Here is a 16,448-nt window from a genome sequence, read left to right as displayed (position 1 = left end):
CGCTGCCGACTATGCCATAGACGACTTTCAATGAAAAGCAGCCGATTCGGCGAAACCGTCGGTCGCTTTCAAAGCGGATTTCATGATTTGATCATTTTTATGTGCGCCGCAGCATTTAAATTCGAGATAACTTGATCATTCTCATCCTGCAATGACCTTGTCATTTCCGGTCGATTGAAGTCGCCGGGTTTTATTGCTAGGATCGGCTGCGCCGTGCGCTGACCGGCGGCGCCTGCACCCCGCCGCGCAAGGCCAGCTGGCGCGAGGCGCATTCGGCATTCAGCATTCAGCATTCGCGGGAGCATTTGAATCGGCTGCGGCGCATGCCGGATTACGCATGGATTGCGTACCGGCACGAATGCCGCGCCCGCTTCCGCACATTTTCGGGAGAATTTGCGTGAGCCTGTTGAAAATCGCAGTCGAGCCGGCGCTGATTGGCGCCTTCCTCACCACGCACGAACAGGTCGACGTATTTCAGACCGATTTCACGAATATCGCGGCAATCGTCGTCGGAATCGATTCGGCACAGAAGGTTCTGAAAGCCGTCGAAAGAACCGGCTTCGCGATTCCGTTCTTCGTCGCGGTCGAACCCGACCAGGAAGTGCCGCCGTCGGTCCTGCCGAGCGCGAGCGGCGTGATCCAGCTCGGGCACGGCGGCCGCCACTACTACGGCCGGCAGATTTCAGCCGCCGCCGATATCTACAGCGAGAACCTGCTGCCGCCGTTCTTCAAGGTCATGCGCGAATACGTGCAGCGCGGCTACGTCGAGTTCGACTGCCCTGGCCACCAGGGCGGCCAGTTCTTCTCGAGTCATCCGCTCGGCCGGGTGTTCTTTGACTTCTTCGGCGAAACGCTGTTTCGCTCCGACCTCTGCAACGCGGACGTCCGGCTCGGCGACCTGCTGATCCACGAAGGCCCCGCGCTCGAAGCGCAGCGCAACGCCGCGCGGATCTACAACGCGGACAAGACCTGGTTCGTGCTGAACGGCACGTCGACGTCGAACAAGGTCGTCACGAGCGCACTGCTCGCACCCGACGATCTCGTGCTGTTCGACCGCAACAATCACAAGTCGGTGCACCTCGGCGCGCTCGTGCTGTCCGGCGCGCGGCCGGTCTATCTCGAGACCGCGCGCAACGCGTGGGGCCTCATCGGCGGCGTCGACAACGCGGCGCTCGACGAAGCGCGCATTCGCGACGCGATCCGCGACGTCGCACCCGAGCGCGCCGACCAGCCGCGCCCGTTCCGGCTCGCGGTGATCCAGCTCGGCACCTATGACGGCACGATCTACAACGCGCGGGAAATCGTCGACCGGATCGGGCATCTGTGCGACTACATCCTGTTCGATTCGGCATGGGTCGGCTACGAGCAGTTCATCCCGATGATGCAGGACTGCTCGCCGCTGATGCTGACGCTCGGCCCCGACGATCCCGGCATCCTCGTCACGCAGTCGGTGCACAAGCAGCAGGCCGGCTTCTCGCAGACGTCGCAGATCCACAAGAAGGACAGCCACATCGAAGGCCAGAAGCGCTTCTGCGATCACCGGCGCTTCAACAACGCGTACATGATCCATGCGTCGACGAGCCCGTTCTACCCGATGTTCGCGGCGCTCGACGTCAACGCGCAAATGCACGCGGGGCCGGCCGGCAAGCGCCTGTGGCGCGACTGCGTCGCGCACGGCGTCGACGCGCGCAAGCTGCTGCTGAAGACCTGCCGCCAGATCCGCCCGTTCGTTCCGCAGCACGTCGACGGCCGCCCGTGGGCCGACTACCCGACCGAGCAGATCGTCGACGACCTGCGCTTCTTCCGCTTCCATCCGGCCGACACGTGGCACGGTTTCGAAGGTTATGCGGACAACCAGTACTTCGTCGATCCGTGCAAGCTGCTGCTGACGACGCCCGGCATCGATCGCGACACGCACGAATACGCGCCATTCGGCGCGCCGGCGCCGATCCTCGCGCGCTACCTGCGCGAGCACGGCGTCGTGCCCGAAAAGGCCGACCTGTACACGATCCTGTTCCTGCTCACGCCGTCGGAAAGCTTCGGCAAGCTGCAGCATCTGGTCGCGCACCTCGCGCAGTTCGAACGCCATCTCGACCAGGACACGCCGCTGCGCGAAGCGATCCCGTCGTTGTGCGAAGCGTATCCGGAGCTGTACGGCAACATGCGCCTGCGGCAGTTGTGCCAGCGCATGCACGACTTCTACCGCAGCCACGACATGAAGCATCTGCAGAAGCAGATGTTCCGCCGCGCGCAGTTCCCGAAGCAGGCGATGCTGCCGCAGGCCGCGAATGCCGAGCTGATCCGCAACAACGTCGAGCTCGTCACGCTCGACCGCATCGAAGGCCGGATCGCGACCGAAGGCGCGCTGCCCTATCCGCCCGGCATCTTCTGCGTGGTGCCCGGCGAAACGTGGGGCGGCCCGGCGCTCGACTATTTCCGCGCGCTCGAAGCCGGGATCAACGCACTGCCGGGCTTCGAACCGGAAATCCAGGGCGTCTACCTGCAGACGAAGCCGGACGGCACGAAGCAGGCATCGGCGTACGTGGTGGTCGACCACGCGCGCGCGGCGCTGGCCTGACCGCGTCGGTGCCCGGCCCGTGCGGCGCTTGGCGCACGGGCCGGCCCTGCGGTCGCGTCCTGCATTCCGCGACAACCGAGGCGTCGCGTCGAAACCCATCCGTCGATTCGATCCGATGCGGCCCCGCCCCTGCCCGGCGCCGTCGCGTCGGGCGCACGGGAGGGGGTTGCGTTGGACATTCGCGTCTCTCTGCTGGCCGGCGTCGCCGAAAACATCGGTGTCGGCATCCTGCCGGCCAGCTCACCGCGATTCACGCCCGCCGCGTCACCACGCCTGCCGATAGATTGCCAGCGCGTCGGCCTCCGTCACCTCGCGCGGATTGTTCACGAGCAGGCGCGTCTGCAGCATCGCGTCCGACGCCATCCTCGCCAGGTCGCCCTCGCCGATGCCGACTTCGCGCAGCGTGCGCGGGATGCCCGTCGCGACGATCAGCCGGTCGATCTCCGCGATCAGCGCATGCGTCCTCGCTTCGTCGCTGCCCGTCGCCGACGGCGCGACGATCGCCGCGAGTTCCGCATACAGCGGCGCGGCGGCCGGCGCGTTGAAGCGCAGCACGTGCGGCAGCACGAGCGCATTCGACAGCCCGTGCGGCACGTGGAAGATCCCGCCGACCGGATAGGCCAGCGCATGCACGGCCGCGACCGGCGCGTTCGCGAACGCCTGCCCGGCGAACATCGCGCCGACCAGCATCGCCTCGCGCGCGTGCCGGTCGTGGCCGTCGTCGCAGGCCGCGAGCAGGTTGCGCGACAGCAGCGTCAGCGCGTGCACGGCCAGCATGTCGGACACCGGATTCTTCAGCCGCGCCGACGTATAGGCTTCGATCGCATGCACCATTGCATCGATGCCCGTCGCGGCGGTCGCCGCACGCGGCAGGCCGAGCGTCAGCTCGGCGTCGAGGATCGCGACGTCCGCGAACAGGTGCGGCGACACGACGCCCATCTTGCGCGCCTCGCCGACCGTGACGATCGACACGGCCGTCACTTCGGAGCCCGTGCCGGCCGTCGTCGGCATCTGTACGAGCGGCAGCCGTGCGCTCGCGACCTTGTCGACGCCGTACATGTCGGCCAGCGCCTGCTGCCCCGGCGCGAGCACCGCGATCAGCTTCGCGACGTCCATCGACGAACCGCCGCCCAGGCCGAGCACGATCTCGGCATCGGCCGCGACGGCCCGCGCGGTCGCTTCGAGCACCACGTGCTCGGGCGGATCGGCGATCACGTCGTCGATCACGGTGACCTGCCAGCCGTGCGCGGCGAGGCTCTCCAGTGCGGGCGCGAGCACCCCGCTGCGATGCAGGAACGCATCGGTGACCACGCACAGCCGCACAAGCGCCGGAAAGCGATCGCGCAACAACGCGCCGAGCCGGCGCGCGGCGCCGAACTCGACGATCTGGGTCGGAACGGTACGGAATTGAAACGGGTTCATCGGGTGTCTCCCGGTGGCGTCGCCGTGCCGGTGTCGGGCTGCACCATGTAGCGCGACACGTCGCGGCGATCGAGCAGTGGAAAGATTGCCCCGATCCCGATGCGCTGGAAATGCGGCGTATCCCGATGCACGTCGAGGCCGTCCGCGTGGCTGTAACGTTCGAGGATCACGATGTGGTCGGGGTCCGTCGGCGACCGGAAATACGCGTAGTCGAGATTCTTCGGCTCGGTGCGCGTCGCGGGCGCAAGTTCCGCGAGCAGCTCGATCACGCGGTCGCCGTTGCCGGGCTTCGCGAAGAAATGCGCGATGACCTGCAGGTAAGGTTCGTTCATGCAGTGCTCCGTGTCTGGCAAGTGCCCGTCGCGACGGGGACGCACGCAATGTGCTGCGCCCCGGACGGATTCGAACGCGATGCCGCGATACCGGTATCGCAGGCGCGTCGTTGCATTGTATTGAATCGGCGCTACGTTCGCAGTGCCCCGTAGTGCCGCCTGGCGCCGCGGCCGGACTGCGAACGACATGTCGAATCTCGCAGCGCACTCACGGCGAGCCGTTTCGTCACCGGCCGGCCGATACGCCGTACGCCGACGACTACCACGGCACCGTCCGCCCCAGATAATCGAGGTATTCCAGCCCTGGGCGCACCCGCTTCGCGATCAGCACGTCGACGAGGCTCGGCACGCTCTCGTCGATGGTCAGGCGTGCATCGGGCCCGCCGAGCTCCGTGCGGACCCAGCCGGGCGCCATCAGCGCCATCGCACGCCGCGTCTCGGCCTGGCGCGCCGCGAAACTGCGCATGAACTGGTTCAGCGCAGCCTTGCTGCCGCGATAGACCTCGCGCATCCCGCTGACGTTGTTCGCGACGCTGCCCTGCCCCGACGACATCGCGCCGATCAGGCCGTCCCCGGGCACGAGATCCTGCAGCACCTCGATCACGCGCATCGGCGCAAGCGCGTTCGTGATCATCACGCGCACGAACTCGTCGGTCGTCACTTCGCCGATCGTTTCGTTCGGGTCGTTCGTCGTCCCCGCATTCACGAACAGCATGTCGAAGCGCCTGCCCGACAGGCGCTCGCGCAGCGCGGCCAGTTGCGCCGGCTCGCAGATATCGAGCGTCTCGATCCCGAGCCGGCCGTCGAACCGGTCGGCCAGGTCGTGCAGCTTCGTGCGCCCCGATCCTTCGCGCACGGTACCCGTTACGTTCCAGCCCTGGTTCAGGAATTGCTCCGCCATGGCAAGCCCGAGGCCGCGCGACGCGGCGACGAGCAGGAGCGTGGGTGCGTTCGGGGTCGATACAGTCGATTGCATGGTTTCCGCCTTTGCCGGGTTTCATGATGCGCCCACTATAGGCACGCACCGAACCATGCACCAGACGCACCGAATGCAATCGATAGTTGCACCAAACGCCATGCCAGATCGCGCAGTGGCGTATCCTGTCCGCATGGAAGACATCGACCTGAACCTCGTTACCGCACTCGACGCGCTGCTGTCGGAAGGCAGCGTGACGGGCGCCGCGCGCCGGCTTGGCCTGAGCACGTCCGCCATGAGCCGCACGCTCACGCGGCTGCGGCTTTCCACCGGCGATCAATTGCTCGTGCGCGCCGGGCGCAAGCTCGCGCCGACGCCGCACGCGGCCGCATTGCGCGACCGCGTGCATGCGATTGCGAGCGACGCGCGCGCCGTGCTGCGGCCGGCGACGACCGACGTGGACATGGCGACGCTTAACTCCACGTTCACCATTCGCGCGTCGGCGTCGTTCATGGAGATGCTGTCCGGCCCGGTGGTCGCCGCGATCGGCGAAATCGCACCGCACGTGCGCATCCGCTTCGTGCCCAAGCCCGACCGCGATCCGCAAGCGCTGCGCGACGGCACCGTCGATCTGGAAATCGGCAAGCGCGGCGACGACGCGCCCGAGCTGCACACACGCATGCTCGGTCACGACTGGTACGTCGCGGTGGCGCGCGCCGGACATCCGCTGTTCGCGTCGGCCAGGATCACGCCCGCGCGCTATGCGGCCTGCCGTCAAGTGATCGCATCGCAGCTCGGCGATTTCAGCGGACCGGCCGGCGACTCGACCGACCGGTCCGGCCCGGGCCAGACCGTGCACGTCGTCGTCCCCGGCTACCCCGATGCCATGCGTGTCGCGGCCAGCACCGACCTGATCGCGCTGGTGCCGCGCTCGTGCCTCGGCAACGCGTACTCGCCGGGGCTCGCGGAAACCCTCGGGCTGCGCAGCTTCGAGATCCCGGTCCGCCTGCCCGCGATCCTCGTCTCCGCGCTGTGGCATCCGCGCATGCACGGCGACCCCGCTCATCGGCGCCTGCGCGACGTGGTCATTGCGGTCTGCCAGCGCGCGTATCCGGATTCCCCCGCGCCACGCGCACCGGCGCGCAGCAAGAAAACCCGCACGGCCGGCTGACGCCGCGCAAATACCCGAAGCCGGCCCACGCAACGCGTGCGGCTCAGACCAGCCGGCCGCCGCCGTCGATGTGCAGGATTTCGGCATTCATGAAGCCGTTGCCCAGCAGGAACGCGATCGCCTCCTCGACTTCGTCGGCGCGACCGACACGGCCGCCCGGCAGCGCCGATGCGGCTCCCGCGAGGATCGCGTCGCGCGCTTCCGGGCCGAACGCGTCGTACAGCGGCGTCTCGACGAAACCGGGCGCGACGACGTTGACGCGAATCGGCTTAAGTTCCAGCGCGAGCGACTGCGCCAGCGCTTCGACGCCACGCACGGCGGCGGCAATCACGGACGTGCCTTGCGCGGACGGTCGATCCGACAGTTGCCCGCCGGTCAGCACGATCGAGCCGGTCGCGGGCATCAACGGCAGCGCGGCCCGGATCGCGTAGACCGGCCCGGCAATGCGCTCCTGTATCGCGGCGAGCAGATGATCGGGATCGGTGTCGCTCAGCTTGCCGGCGATGAACCGGCCGGCCGTGACGACCAGGTGATCGACGCGCGTCATCGCGTCGAATACGGCCTGCACCGCGTGCCGGTCCGCGATATCGGCCACCGCGATGCGCGCGCCGCCGATCGTCTGCGCGGCGGCCTCGAGCTTCGCACGTGTCCGGCCGACCAGCGTGACAGCGGCGCCCCTCGCCTTCACGGCCACCGCGGCCGCGAGGCCGATTCCGGAGCTCGCGCCGAATATCACGACGTGCGCGCCGTCCAGTGTCGAAGATTGCAGTGCCTCGTTCATGTCGATTCCTCATCAGGGATTGAAGGTTCGCCAACGTTAGGTCATTCTCTATTACGCGGGAACATGGGAGACTTGCATAGGGTTCATTCCATAAGAGAATAAGATGGATTCGCTGCGATCCATGCGCGTGTTTGTCCGCGCCATCGAGCTGGGCAATTTTTCGGCGGTCGCTCGCGAGGAAGGCACCGGCCAGCCGACGATCAGCAAGATCGTCGCCGCGTTCGAACAGGAACTGGGCGTTCGCCTGCTCGAACGCTCGACGACGAGCCTCGCGCCGACCGACGAAGGCCGGCGGTTCTACGACCGCTGCAAGCGCGTGCTCGACGAATACGAAAGCGCGGTGGCCGAGGTGCGCGGGCAAACGCTGCGGCCGGTCGGCAAGCTGGTCGTCAATGCGCCGCTGGGGCTGGGCGAGTTGAGGCTGAACGCGCTCGTGCTCGAATTCCTCGCCGCGTGGCCGGAGATCGACGTCGAGCTTCATTTGACCGATCGTGTGATCGATCTGGTCGAGGAAGGCGTCGATGTCGCCATTCGCCTCGGCCACATGCTGCCGCCGGATGTCGTCGCACGCAACATCGCGTCGTCGCCGCGCCTGCTGGTGGCCGCGCCCGCGTATGTGTCGCAGGCGCCGAGGATCCGCCGGCCGGAAGACCTGGCGAAGCACGAGTATGTCGGATACGCACGCGCGGACATCATCGGCAGCGAACTGGAATTTGTGCGGGGCGACGAGAAAATCGCCGTTCCGGTACACGGCCGGTATCGCGTGAACAGCTCGATCGCGCTGCGGGAATGCTTCCTGGCCGGGAACGCGGTGGGCAGCGCGCCGGCGTGGCTCGTTCAGGACCTGATCGACACCGGGCGGCTCGTCCGGCTGCTGCCGAAGTGGGACATGGTTCCGCCGCATGCGCTGCACCTCGCGTACGCGTCGCGCCGGCATCTGCCGCTCAGGACCCGCACGTTCCTGCAGTTCATGGCGCAGCGGATTCCGGAACTGCCCGGGTTCAGCGCGACGACGATGACAGCCGCAGCCGCATCGCGACAGGCCCGCTGACCGACCGCCGCCACGGTCACGGTCGGCCGGGCGCCGATCCGTCGCCGTTTCCCCGCCCCGTCGAATCCCCGCCATTGCAGCGCGCCGCGGCGGCGCCGGCGGGCCCTTCGGCTAAAATGCCGCACTTTCCACCTTGTCCGGCCCGCTCGCCATGCAACCCGCCTCCCACGCCCAACCCGCCTCCCACGGCGCCGACGCCGCAGAACCGGCCCGCGACCTCGTCTACGGCCCGAACGACCGGCCGGCGCCGATGGTCGCTTTCGTCGCCGCGCTGCAGCACCTGCTGGCGATCATCGTGCCGATCGTCACGCCCGGCCTGCTGATCTGCCAGGCGCTCGGCGTGTCCAGCCGCGATACGACCCTGATCGTGTCGATGTCGCTGGTGATTTCCGGCATCGCCACCTTCGTCCAGTGCAAGCGCTTCGGCCCGCTGGGCGCCGGCCTGCTGATCGTCCAGGGCACCAGCTTCAACTTCGTCGGCCCGCTGATCGCGGGCGGCAGCCTGATGGTCAAGCAGGGCACGCCGGTCGAAACCGTGATGGCCGCGATCTTCGGCGTCGTGATGGCCGGTTCGTTCATCGAGATGGGCGTGTCGCGCATCCTGCCGTTCGTGAAGCGCCTGATCACGCCGCTCGTCACCGGCATCGTCGTGCTGCTGATCGGCCTCACGCTGATCAAGGTCGGCCTCATCAGCATGGGCGGCGGCTTTGGCGCGATGGCCAAGGGTACGTTCGCGAGCGCGGAGAACCTGACGCTGTCCGGCCTCGTGCTCGGGACGATCATCCTGCTGAACCGCGTGCCGATCGTCTGGGTGCGCAGCACCGCGCTCGTCATCGCGCTCGTGATCGGCTACCTCGCGGCCGCGTTCCTCGGCCGCCTCGACTTCACCGGCATGCACCAGGCCGCGCTGTTCCAGGTTCCGACGCCGCTGCACTTCGGCATCGGATTCTCGTGGTCGCTGTTCGTGCCGATGCTGATCATCTACCTCGTCACGTCGCTCGAAGCGATCGGCGACGTCACGGCCACCAGCAAGATCTCGAACGAGCCGGTCGAGGGGTCGGTGTGGATGCAACGAATCAAGGGCGGCGTGCTCGTCAACGGCGCGAACTCGCTGCTGGCCGGTGTGTTCAATACGTTCCCGAGTTCCGTGTTCGCTCAGAACAACGGCGTGATCCAGATCACCGGCGTCGCGAGCCGCCATGTCGGCATCTGGATCGCGGGCATGCTCGTGGTGCTCGGCCTGTTCCCGGTCGTCGCCGGCGTGCTGCAGGCCGTGCCGGAGCCGGTGCTCGGCGGTGCGGCGATGGTGATGTTCGGCGCAGTGGCCGCATCGGGCATCAACATTCTCGCGGGCGTCCAGCTCGATCGCCGCGCGCTGCTGATCATCGCGGTGTCGCTGGCGCTCGGCCTCGGCGTGTCGCAGGTGCCGGACATCCTGAACAGCCTGCCGCACGCGCTGAAGAACGTGCTGGAATCGGGCGTCGCAACGGGCGGCATCTGCGCGCTCGTGATGAACTGGTTCCTGCCGGAAAAGAAGTAAGGATGGGACGCGCGGCAACCGCGCGGTGCATCAGGCACCGCGTCGGTTGCCATGAACATCGGTTCAACCCGACCGCGCCTGACAGCCTCGTACCAGCAGCAATCCGCATCGCCCGAAATAAGATGCGCACCCGACGAACGACGCGCGTATGATGAACTCATCCGAGCATTCGCGCCCCGTTCGACTGCTCGCCCTCCATCTCCTCTCTTGCTGCCGCGCGCTCACTTTCGCACGCAGCGTTACGCCTTTCGCCCCACCCGTGGCGCCACACACTGGCGATACTGGCCGGACGCGTTCGTCCTGCGATTCGTCGCAACCGAACGTTCAGAAGCTCGTCATGAGCGTGCATTTCCATCGCGGCTTCGACGCTTGTCCGCGCACTTGCTCCATGTGACGGCGCAGACCCGCCGGCCGCATGACGACGACGGCGGCCTCGACACGGTGGTCGGGATTTTGCGTGCAGGGCACCGACGACAACATCGCTCGAAATCGGCCCGTGCGGCGGCTTTCGAGTGAAATCGCACGCTCTCGCCGCGCAGCAAGCCAGGAATTGAACCATAACCGGGAGTGGATCAAAATGAGCTGGTACTGCGATGTGGAGCGCGAACTGGCTCATATTAGGGGAGCGATCGAACTGCTCGAGCAGACACACGACGCCTTTACCAACCGATCGCTGGTGAGCGATCCGGCGTATTGGCGAGTCAAGCTCGACACACTCCGGACACGATTTGAGCGCAATAAGGTACTCGAATACCAGATCAACGAACTATTCGCTCGCCTCGATCGAATCCGGGATCCGAACATGCACAAATAAGAATCTGCGGCGCACGTCCGGGAATTCGATTGCGCATCGATCCGGGACCCGACACGTGTTGAATGCCGAATTGCAGGCTGCAGCATCGGCTCGGCGAACGCAGTAGCCGCGGCGCCGGCCCCGTCGAGCGAGTCGCTTTGACCCGGCCTCACTCGCGAGTCGGTCCGTCATCCTTAACGTTTTTCTGGCATGTACGCATTCCGGGAAGCAGCCAAACCGGGACCATGCCGGACTTCGGAGCAACATCATGATCGATGCCAACCCAAACAGCACCTTTCGGCACCTTCCGCTGACACCCGAGCAGGATGCGGAAATCCGCCACTACATCAAGAAAAAGGAACAACGGGGCGAACCATGGGACACCCCGGAGCTGGCGACGATGCTCAGAGACATGCTCGATCCCCCTCCCAACGACGATGACGAGCCTGACGCCGACATCGAGGAAACGAAGCTGGCCTGCGAGTATGCATTGGCCTCGATCGACGACGCCATGGAACCTGTTTCCGCGAGTGAGGAACGAAACGCGGCAATGGAAGCCGAGGAGATGAAACACCCCAGAGGGTAGCGCGCCTCCAGGCCCGACACTCGAGCCTGCGAATTTCGTCGAAGTCCTGTCGTGCGTTCAAATGCGTAACGAGTGATCCGGACGCGATCGCTCCGGCGTTCGGTCGTCGGTATCCGCCACGCAGTCGTGCTCAACGCATCGCCGCAACGCGGTTCGCACCTCGTTCGACAGGCGGATGCGATCGCTGGTTGCTTCCGATCCGATCGCAGGCATTGCACCTGCGTCGCGTGCGTTTCGCCATCCTGACCGAATCCCCTTTCGAGCAAACCGCGACAGCACACGACCTGTGCAGACGACCGCTCGGAAGAAGTTCAGTGCGCCCACATCTGGCCACGCCGCTCGATCGAGGCCACGACGATATTCAGCACATGGCGCACGACGTCCTCATCCGTCATGCCGGCATCGAGGTACTGGCGGACCTTCATGGTCTGTGGCTGATGGGAACCGTCGTCATTGTTCATCACGAAAATGCTGGCCGTTCCGGTATCGGTCATCAGGGCTACCTGAATGGTCTTGCCGCAAACGATCGTTTGCATGCTTAGGGTAGTCATCGCCGTGTCCGGTCTGGTTATTGGGGCCTCAAGTATGCGCCCCGACAGCCGGGTGAATCCGCCTGTAAACGTGCCTTTTCCGGCCGATTCGCAGGCAATTCGCACGCTGCGAGCAACTTTGACTTATCGGCGCAATTGCGGTGCCGATCCGCATCCGTTCCCGACGGTTTCCAATGCTCGCATACGTCACCCTGGACATAACCGGTTTATATGATCGAGCGGTTCCGGCCGATGCGCCTTGGCACGGTGATTAGCACTGGCTAGAATCTCGCCAGTGTCCATGCCCCCGAGCCCATGAGTTCCCCACAATCGACCGAAGTACCCATTAAAGAACGCGCGACGATCGTCTGCCACCGCGACGGCCTGGTGTTGCTCGTCGCGCGCGCGTCGTCGCGCTGGGCCCTTCCCGGCGGCACGATCAAGCGCGCGGAAACGCCGCTCGAAGCCGCGCATCGCGAGTTGTGCGAAGAAACCGGCCTGACCGGCCAGCATCTCGTTTACTCGATGCAGTTCACCGGGCTCGCGAAGGCACATCACGTGTTCTTCGCGGAAGTCGGCCCGGACCAGACACCGCAAGCGAACAACGAGATCGAGCAATGCAGGTGGTTTCCCATCGACGGTGTCGACGAATTGCGCGCGAGCATCCCGACGAAGCGAATCGTCGAACTCGTCTATAACCACGAAATCCGCGAGTAGTAGCCCGCACGAAATCCCGTGCGGATCGTGTGCTTCGAGGACGAACGCAGTCACGAGCCGTCGCCGGCTCGAGTCGTTTTTTCGTGGATTAGCGCCGCGCGACCGCTCAGTGCGCGCGCCTTCTTCGTAACTCGTGCGTGGAATAAACGACGAGGAAGATGCCCAGCATCGCGGCACCGGACGCCATGAAGTCGTTTGCGGTTCCCGAGCCGTGCAGGGACGTCGGGAAGATGCCGAGGCTCAGTCCTGCGGCAGCGAGAAGCAATCCTGCTGCCACACCCCAGACCGGTCCGGCGGTCTTTTCGATTTTATTTTTCATGCAGCACCCGTCTACAGTGATTACCTGATCGGTGGCGGCAATCAGCGCCGCGTCTACCCCCAGTGGTTCCACTATAGCCCGGAAAAAATTCGCAAACGTTCAGTACTTTTCCCGATCAAGTTTGCCCGGTCACGGCCGCTGTGCAACGTCGACCCGCGGCGTAAGTACGCGCCATCCGAAGCACGCCGATTCGCAGGAAAACGGGATGGCGGAAGGCAGCCAGAGTCGAACTGACCCGGGAGTGTCTGACACCCCCAACCGGGTTTGAAGCCCGGCCGTACCACCGGATACGAATGCCTTCCGTGGGGAGAGGAACCAAAGGAACAACGAGCGCCTACGCCTGAGTACCCACCCAACCGCTGTCAGGCCGCAGGAAGTGAAGATCGCGGTGGAAGCGAGTATACCCAACCCGATCGAAGAACTCGAGAATCTGGATCGCGCGCTTGCGGCCGAGCCCCGTCGCGTCGCGAAACGTTGCGGCATCGAGCCCGCCACCGCGCGAAGGCGCGAGATGCGCGACCAGTTCCGCCAGCTCGCGTACGACATCCGCGTGATAGAACAGGTCGCGCACGACCTGGTGCACGTTACCGCGCCGTGCGAGCTTGCGCAGCAGCGTGCGCACTGCGTCCTCGGCCGCGCCCGTGTCGCGGGCCAGGTCGCGCACCCACGGCGGATCGAAGCGCCCCGCATGAATCAGCGGCAGCAGTTGCTGCGCCAGCGCTTCCTCGCGCGAATCGAGGCTCACCGAATGCGACGGCAGATGCAGCCAAGGCCCGCTTCGCGCGACTTCGCCGCCGGACACCAGCGCATCGACGAGTGCACGCCACAGCGCATCGCCGGCGAGCGGCGCAGCCATCCGCCGTAGACGCGCGGCGTCGAGCCCCTGTTCGTCAGGCATGCGCTCGTGATACGCATGCAGCGTATCGATCGCCCGCGTCTGCAGCGCCCGCCAGTGCGCATGCGAAATCACCGCGCCGTCGTTCGACGCGGCATCGCGCTGCCCGATCGCCAGCGCAGCGTCGGGCAACGCGAGCGCGTCCGGCGCGAAACCGGTGAGATGCGTGAGCATCGCGCGCGGGACGCCGAGCGGCGCCTGCGCAAGCAGCGCATCGAGGCGCCCGTCATCGAGCCACGCGGCGAGCGCATCGAGCCACGCACGACGCGCGGGCGTGCGGCGCTTGCGCGCCGGCCCGAACGGATCGAGCACGCGGCCGCCGCCGACGGTGCGCGTCGCCTGCGGATTGCGGACGATGAACCGGTCGCCCGGCAGCGCGAACACCGGTTCGTCGAATACCAGTTGCACGCGCATCCGCTGGCTGGCCGCGAGCATGTCGCCGTCGAGCAGCGCGACATGCGCGACGCGATGCAGCGTGCCGAGATGCACGTGCAGCGGCGCCCAGTGCGTCAGCGTCAGCCCCGCGTCCGCGAGCAGCGTCAGCTCGACGTCCACGCGCGGCGACGTCTCGGCGAGCCGCGCATCGGCGACGGTATCGCCGCGCTCGACCTCGGCCTTGTCGACGCCGGCGAGATTCAGTGCGCAACGCTCGCCCGCGCGGCCGGCGTCGACCGGCCGGTTCTGCGCATGGATGCTGCGCACACGCGCCGCGCCGCCCGTGCGCACGATCGCGAGCGTGTCGCCCGTCGCGACACGGCCCGCGAATGCGGTGCCCGTCACGACGGTCCCCTGCCCCGCGAGCGTGAACACGCGATCGACCGCGAGCCGGAACAGGCCGTCGTCGCGGCGCGCACGCCACGCGATTGCCGCGTCGGCCAGGTGACGCTTCAACGCGGCGACGCCCGGATCGTCCGCAGCCGTCGCACGGGTTTCGAAGATCGGCGCGCCGGCCAGCGTCGAGTCGTGCAGCCATGCGGCGATCTCGTCGCGCACCTGCGCGACGCGCGCGGCGTCGACACGATCGCACTTCGCCAGCGCGACGGCGCCATACGTAACGCCGAGCAGTTGCAGGATCGCGAGGTGCTCGCGCGTCTGCGGCATCACGCCGTCGTCGGCGGCGATCACGAGCAGCGCGAAGTCGATCCCGCACGCGCCGGCCGCCATCGTGTGAATCAGCTTCTCGTGGCCCGGCACGTCGATCAGGCCGAGCACGTCGCCGTTCTCGAGCGGCGTGTACGCGTAGCCAAGCTCGATCGATATGCCGCGCGCCTTCTCTTCCTTCAAGCGGTCGGTATCGACGCCCGTCAGCGCGCGCACGAGCGTCGTCTTGCCGTGATCGATGTGCCCCGCGGTACCGACGATCATGCAGCGTGCCCCGCGGGCGGCACGCATTGCGCGACGAAGGCCGCTTCGTCGGCGGCTTCGAGGCAGCGCAGGTCGAGCCGCAGCGCGTTGTCGGCGATCCGGCCGATCACCGGCCGCGGCCATTCGCGCAGCCGTTTCTCGAGCTGCGCCAGCGCGCGGCCGCCGCGCTTGCCGTCCGGCGTGCGTACGACGAGCCCGGCGCTCGGCAACTGGTCGACCGGCAGCGCGCCGCTGCCGATCTGGCTGAACATCGGTTCGACCGTCACGTCGAAACCGCTGCCGAGCGCGGCCTGCAGCGCCGGGCGCACGCGCTCGGCGGCCTCGGCGATCTCGCGCTGCGGACGCGTCAGCAGGCGCAGTGTCGTGAGCCGCTCCCGCAGGAATTCGGGCGCCTGATACAGACGCAGCACGGGCTCGAGCGCCGCGAGCGTCAGCTTGCCGACGCGCAGCGCACGCTTGAGCGGGTGTTTCTTGATCTTCGCGACCAGTGCGCGATCGCCGACGATCAGGCCGGCCTGCGGCCCGCCGAGCAGTTTGTCGCCGCTGAACGTGACAACGTTTGCGCCGGCGGCCACGGTTTCCTGCACGGTCGTCTCGTGCGGCAAACCCCATGACGACAGGTCGGCGAGCGTGCCGCTGCCGAGATCGACGGCGACCGGCAGCCCGTGCTCGCGCGCGAGCGGCGCGAGTTCGGCGAGCGTCGCCTCCTTCGTGAAGCCGCTGATCGCGTAGTTGCTGCAGTGCACCTTCATCAGCAGCGCGGTGCGCGGGCCGATCGCGTCCGCGTAGTCGCGCAGATGGGTGCGGTTGGTCGTGCCGACCTCGCGCAGCCTGGCGCCGGCGCGACTCATGATGTCGGGAATGCGGAACGCGCCGCCGATCTCGACCAGTTCGCCGCGCGACACGATGACTTCGCGTTTCGCCGCGAGCGCCGACAGCGTCAGCAGCACGGCCGCCGCATTGTTGTTGACGACGGTCGCCGCTTCCGCGCCCGTCAGTTCGCACAGCAGATCGTCGATCAGGTCGTCGCGATCGCCGCGGCGGCCCGTGGCAAGATCGAATTCGAGGTTGACGGGTTGCGTGAGCGCGTCGACCACCGCGCGCACCGCGTCGTCGGGCAACAACGCGCGCCCGAGATTCGTATGCAGTACGGTGCCGGTCAGGTTGAACACCGCGCGTACGGCACCCGCGCTCTGCGCGGCCAGCGTGCGTGCGACTGCCGCGGCGATGCGCGGCTCGTCGAGCGGCTCGGCCGCCGCCGGATCGTGCTGCGCGGCGGTCCGCCAGCGTTCGAGCTCGGCGCGCACGGCGTTCAGCACGCGCGTACGGCCATAGTCGGCGAGGAGCGGTTGCAGCGGCGCCGACGACAGCACGCGCTCGACCGACGGCACGCGCGCCAGCACCGCATTCAGTTCATTCACACCCGGCTCGGTCACGTAGTAGTGGCTCCAG

Annotated in this window: 15 protein-coding genes and 1 tRNA gene; 7 read left to right on the top strand and 9 right to left on the bottom strand. The window is 66.9% G+C overall.

Annotated features, from left to right (window positions below; translation table 11 throughout):
• The first annotated feature begins 397 nt into the window (after positions 1 to 397).
• A complete protein-coding gene (locus LXM88_RS35840; protein ID WP_262544193.1) occupies positions 398 to 2,578 on the top strand; it encodes an ornithine decarboxylase in 2,181 nt (726 codons plus the stop codon).
• A 264-nt stretch (positions 2,579 to 2,842) separates the two neighbouring features.
• Here LXM88_RS35840 and LXM88_RS35835 read toward each other — a convergent pair whose 3' ends face one another.
• From LXM88_RS35835 to LXM88_RS35825, 3 genes are all read right to left on the bottom strand, one after another.
• Positions 2,843 to 4,000: an iron-containing alcohol dehydrogenase gene (locus LXM88_RS35835; RefSeq protein ID WP_262544192.1), complete on the bottom strand. Its 1,158-nt coding sequence runs from the start codon at positions 3,998 to 4,000 to the stop codon at positions 2,843 to 2,845.
• Positions 3,997 to 4,332, bottom strand: coding sequence for a putative quinol monooxygenase (locus LXM88_RS35830; RefSeq protein WP_262544191.1), 336 nt, complete (start codon positions 4,330 to 4,332; stop codon positions 3,997 to 3,999). The genes LXM88_RS35835 and LXM88_RS35830 overlap by 4 nt, the downstream gene beginning before the upstream one ends.
• Before the next feature lie 259 nt (positions 4,333 to 4,591).
• Positions 4,592 to 5,308: an SDR family oxidoreductase gene (locus LXM88_RS35825; protein ID WP_262544190.1), complete on the bottom strand. Its 717-nt coding sequence runs from the start codon at positions 5,306 to 5,308 to the stop codon at positions 4,592 to 4,594.
• Between the two features lie 133 nt (positions 5,309 to 5,441).
• Here LXM88_RS35825 and LXM88_RS35820 point away from each other — a divergent pair, with 133 nt between their 5' ends.
• Positions 5,442 to 6,419, top strand: a complete 978-nt coding sequence (locus tag LXM88_RS35820) for a LysR family transcriptional regulator (protein WP_262547091.1) — start codon at positions 5,442 to 5,444, stop codon at positions 6,417 to 6,419.
• A 43-nt stretch (positions 6,420 to 6,462) separates the two neighbouring features.
• On the opposite strand, the gene LXM88_RS35815 is transcribed toward LXM88_RS35820, so the two are convergent.
• The gene (locus LXM88_RS35815) at positions 6,463 to 7,200 is read right to left on the bottom strand and encodes an SDR family oxidoreductase (RefSeq protein WP_262544189.1); all 738 of its coding nucleotides are present in this window, start codon (positions 7,198 to 7,200) and stop codon (positions 6,463 to 6,465) included.
• A 103-nt stretch (positions 7,201 to 7,303) separates the two neighbouring features.
• Between LXM88_RS35815 and LXM88_RS35810 the strand changes: the two genes are divergently transcribed.
• From LXM88_RS35810 to LXM88_RS35795, 4 genes are all read left to right on the top strand, one after another.
• A complete protein-coding gene (locus LXM88_RS35810) occupies positions 7,304 to 8,251 on the top strand; it encodes a LysR family transcriptional regulator (RefSeq protein ID WP_262544188.1) in 948 nt (315 codons plus the stop codon).
• 151 nt (positions 8,252 to 8,402) lie between these two features.
• A complete protein-coding gene (locus tag LXM88_RS35805) occupies positions 8,403 to 9,791 on the top strand; it encodes a nucleobase:cation symporter-2 family protein (protein ID WP_262544187.1) in 1,389 nt (462 codons plus the stop codon).
• Between the two features lie 457 nt (positions 9,792 to 10,248).
• Positions 10,249 to 10,605 (top strand): hypothetical protein, encoded by a 357-nt coding sequence (locus LXM88_RS35800; RefSeq protein ID WP_262544186.1) that lies wholly within the window; start codon positions 10,249 to 10,251, stop codon positions 10,603 to 10,605.
• 247 nt (positions 10,606 to 10,852) lie between these two features.
• Positions 10,853 to 11,170 (top strand): hypothetical protein, encoded by a 318-nt coding sequence (locus LXM88_RS35795; protein ID WP_262544185.1) that lies wholly within the window; start codon positions 10,853 to 10,855, stop codon positions 11,168 to 11,170.
• A gap of 311 nt (positions 11,171 to 11,481) precedes the next feature.
• Here the strand turns inward: LXM88_RS35795 and LXM88_RS35790 are convergent, their stop codons facing one another.
• Entirely contained in the window at positions 11,482 to 11,706 is a 225-nt protein-coding gene (locus LXM88_RS35790) for a hypothetical protein (RefSeq protein ID WP_262544184.1), read from the bottom strand.
• A 309-nt stretch (positions 11,707 to 12,015) separates the two neighbouring features.
• Here LXM88_RS35790 and LXM88_RS35785 point away from each other — a divergent pair, with 309 nt between their 5' ends.
• The gene (locus LXM88_RS35785) at positions 12,016 to 12,417 is read left to right on the top strand and encodes an NUDIX hydrolase (RefSeq protein ID WP_262544183.1); all 402 of its coding nucleotides are present in this window, start codon (positions 12,016 to 12,018) and stop codon (positions 12,415 to 12,417) included.
• Between the two features lie 106 nt (positions 12,418 to 12,523).
• Here the strand turns inward: LXM88_RS35785 and LXM88_RS35780 are convergent, their stop codons facing one another.
• The 4 genes from LXM88_RS35780 to selA all read right to left on the bottom strand — a co-directional run bounded on the left by LXM88_RS35780 (position 12,524) and on the right by selA (position 16,432).
• Positions 12,524 to 12,736, bottom strand: a complete 213-nt coding sequence (locus LXM88_RS35780; protein WP_096475652.1) for a hypothetical protein — start codon at positions 12,734 to 12,736, stop codon at positions 12,524 to 12,526.
• A 206-nt stretch (positions 12,737 to 12,942) separates the two neighbouring features.
• Positions 12,943 to 13,038: transfer RNA gene (locus LXM88_RS35775), tRNA-Sec, on the bottom strand.
• Positions 13,039 to 13,070: 32 nt separating this feature from the next.
• Positions 13,071 to 14,996, bottom strand: a complete 1,926-nt coding sequence (selB, locus tag LXM88_RS35770; protein ID WP_262544182.1) for a selenocysteine-specific translation elongation factor — start codon at positions 14,994 to 14,996, stop codon at positions 13,071 to 13,073.
• Positions 14,993 to 16,432, bottom strand: a complete 1,440-nt coding sequence (gene selA, locus LXM88_RS35765) for an L-seryl-tRNA(Sec) selenium transferase (protein ID WP_262544181.1) — start codon at positions 16,430 to 16,432, stop codon at positions 14,993 to 14,995. The genes selB and selA overlap by 4 nt, the downstream gene beginning before the upstream one ends.
• Between the last annotated feature and the right edge of the window lie 16 nt (positions 16,433 to 16,448).

It is taken from the genome of Burkholderia sp. S-53, assembly GCF_025560745.1.
In the GTDB taxonomy this organism is placed as follows: Bacteria; Pseudomonadota; Gammaproteobacteria; order Burkholderiales; family Burkholderiaceae; genus Burkholderia; species Burkholderia pyrrocinia.
This window is presented reverse-complemented; position numbering and strand designations above follow the sequence as displayed.

Bases quoted from the DNA above. Each gene is read 5' to 3' on its own strand.
- LXM88_RS35835 (WP_262544192.1), bottom strand. From the start codon at position 4,000: ATGAACCCGTTTCAATTCCGTACCGTTCCGACCCAGATCGTCGAGTTC.
- LXM88_RS35830 (WP_262544191.1), bottom strand. From the start codon at position 4,332: ATGAACGAACCTTACCTGCAGGTCATCGCGCATTTCTTCGCGAAGCCC.
- LXM88_RS35825 (WP_262544190.1), bottom strand. From the start codon at position 5,308: ATGCAATCGACTGTATCGACCCCGAACGCACCCACGCTCCTGCTCGTC.
- LXM88_RS35820 (WP_262547091.1), top strand. From the start codon at position 5,442: ATGGAAGACATCGACCTGAACCTCGTTACCGCACTCGACGCGCTGCTG.
- LXM88_RS35815 (WP_262544189.1), bottom strand. From the start codon at position 7,200: ATGAACGAGGCACTGCAATCTTCGACACTGGACGGCGCGCACGTCGTG.
- LXM88_RS35810 (WP_262544188.1), top strand. From the start codon at position 7,304: ATGGATTCGCTGCGATCCATGCGCGTGTTTGTCCGCGCCATCGAGCTG.
- LXM88_RS35805 (WP_262544187.1), top strand. From the start codon at position 8,403: ATGCAACCCGCCTCCCACGCCCAACCCGCCTCCCACGGCGCCGACGCC.
- LXM88_RS35795 (WP_262544185.1), top strand. From the start codon at position 10,853: ATGATCGATGCCAACCCAAACAGCACCTTTCGGCACCTTCCGCTGACA.
- LXM88_RS35790 (WP_262544184.1), bottom strand. From the start codon at position 11,706: ATGCAAACGATCGTTTGCGGCAAGACCATTCAGGTAGCCCTGATGACC.
- LXM88_RS35785 (WP_262544183.1), top strand. From the start codon at position 12,016: ATGAGTTCCCCACAATCGACCGAAGTACCCATTAAAGAACGCGCGACG.
- LXM88_RS35780 (WP_096475652.1), bottom strand. From the start codon at position 12,736: ATGAAAAATAAAATCGAAAAGACCGCCGGACCGGTCTGGGGTGTGGCA.
- selB (WP_262544182.1), bottom strand. From the start codon at position 14,996: ATGATCGTCGGTACCGCGGGGCACATCGATCACGGCAAGACGACGCTC.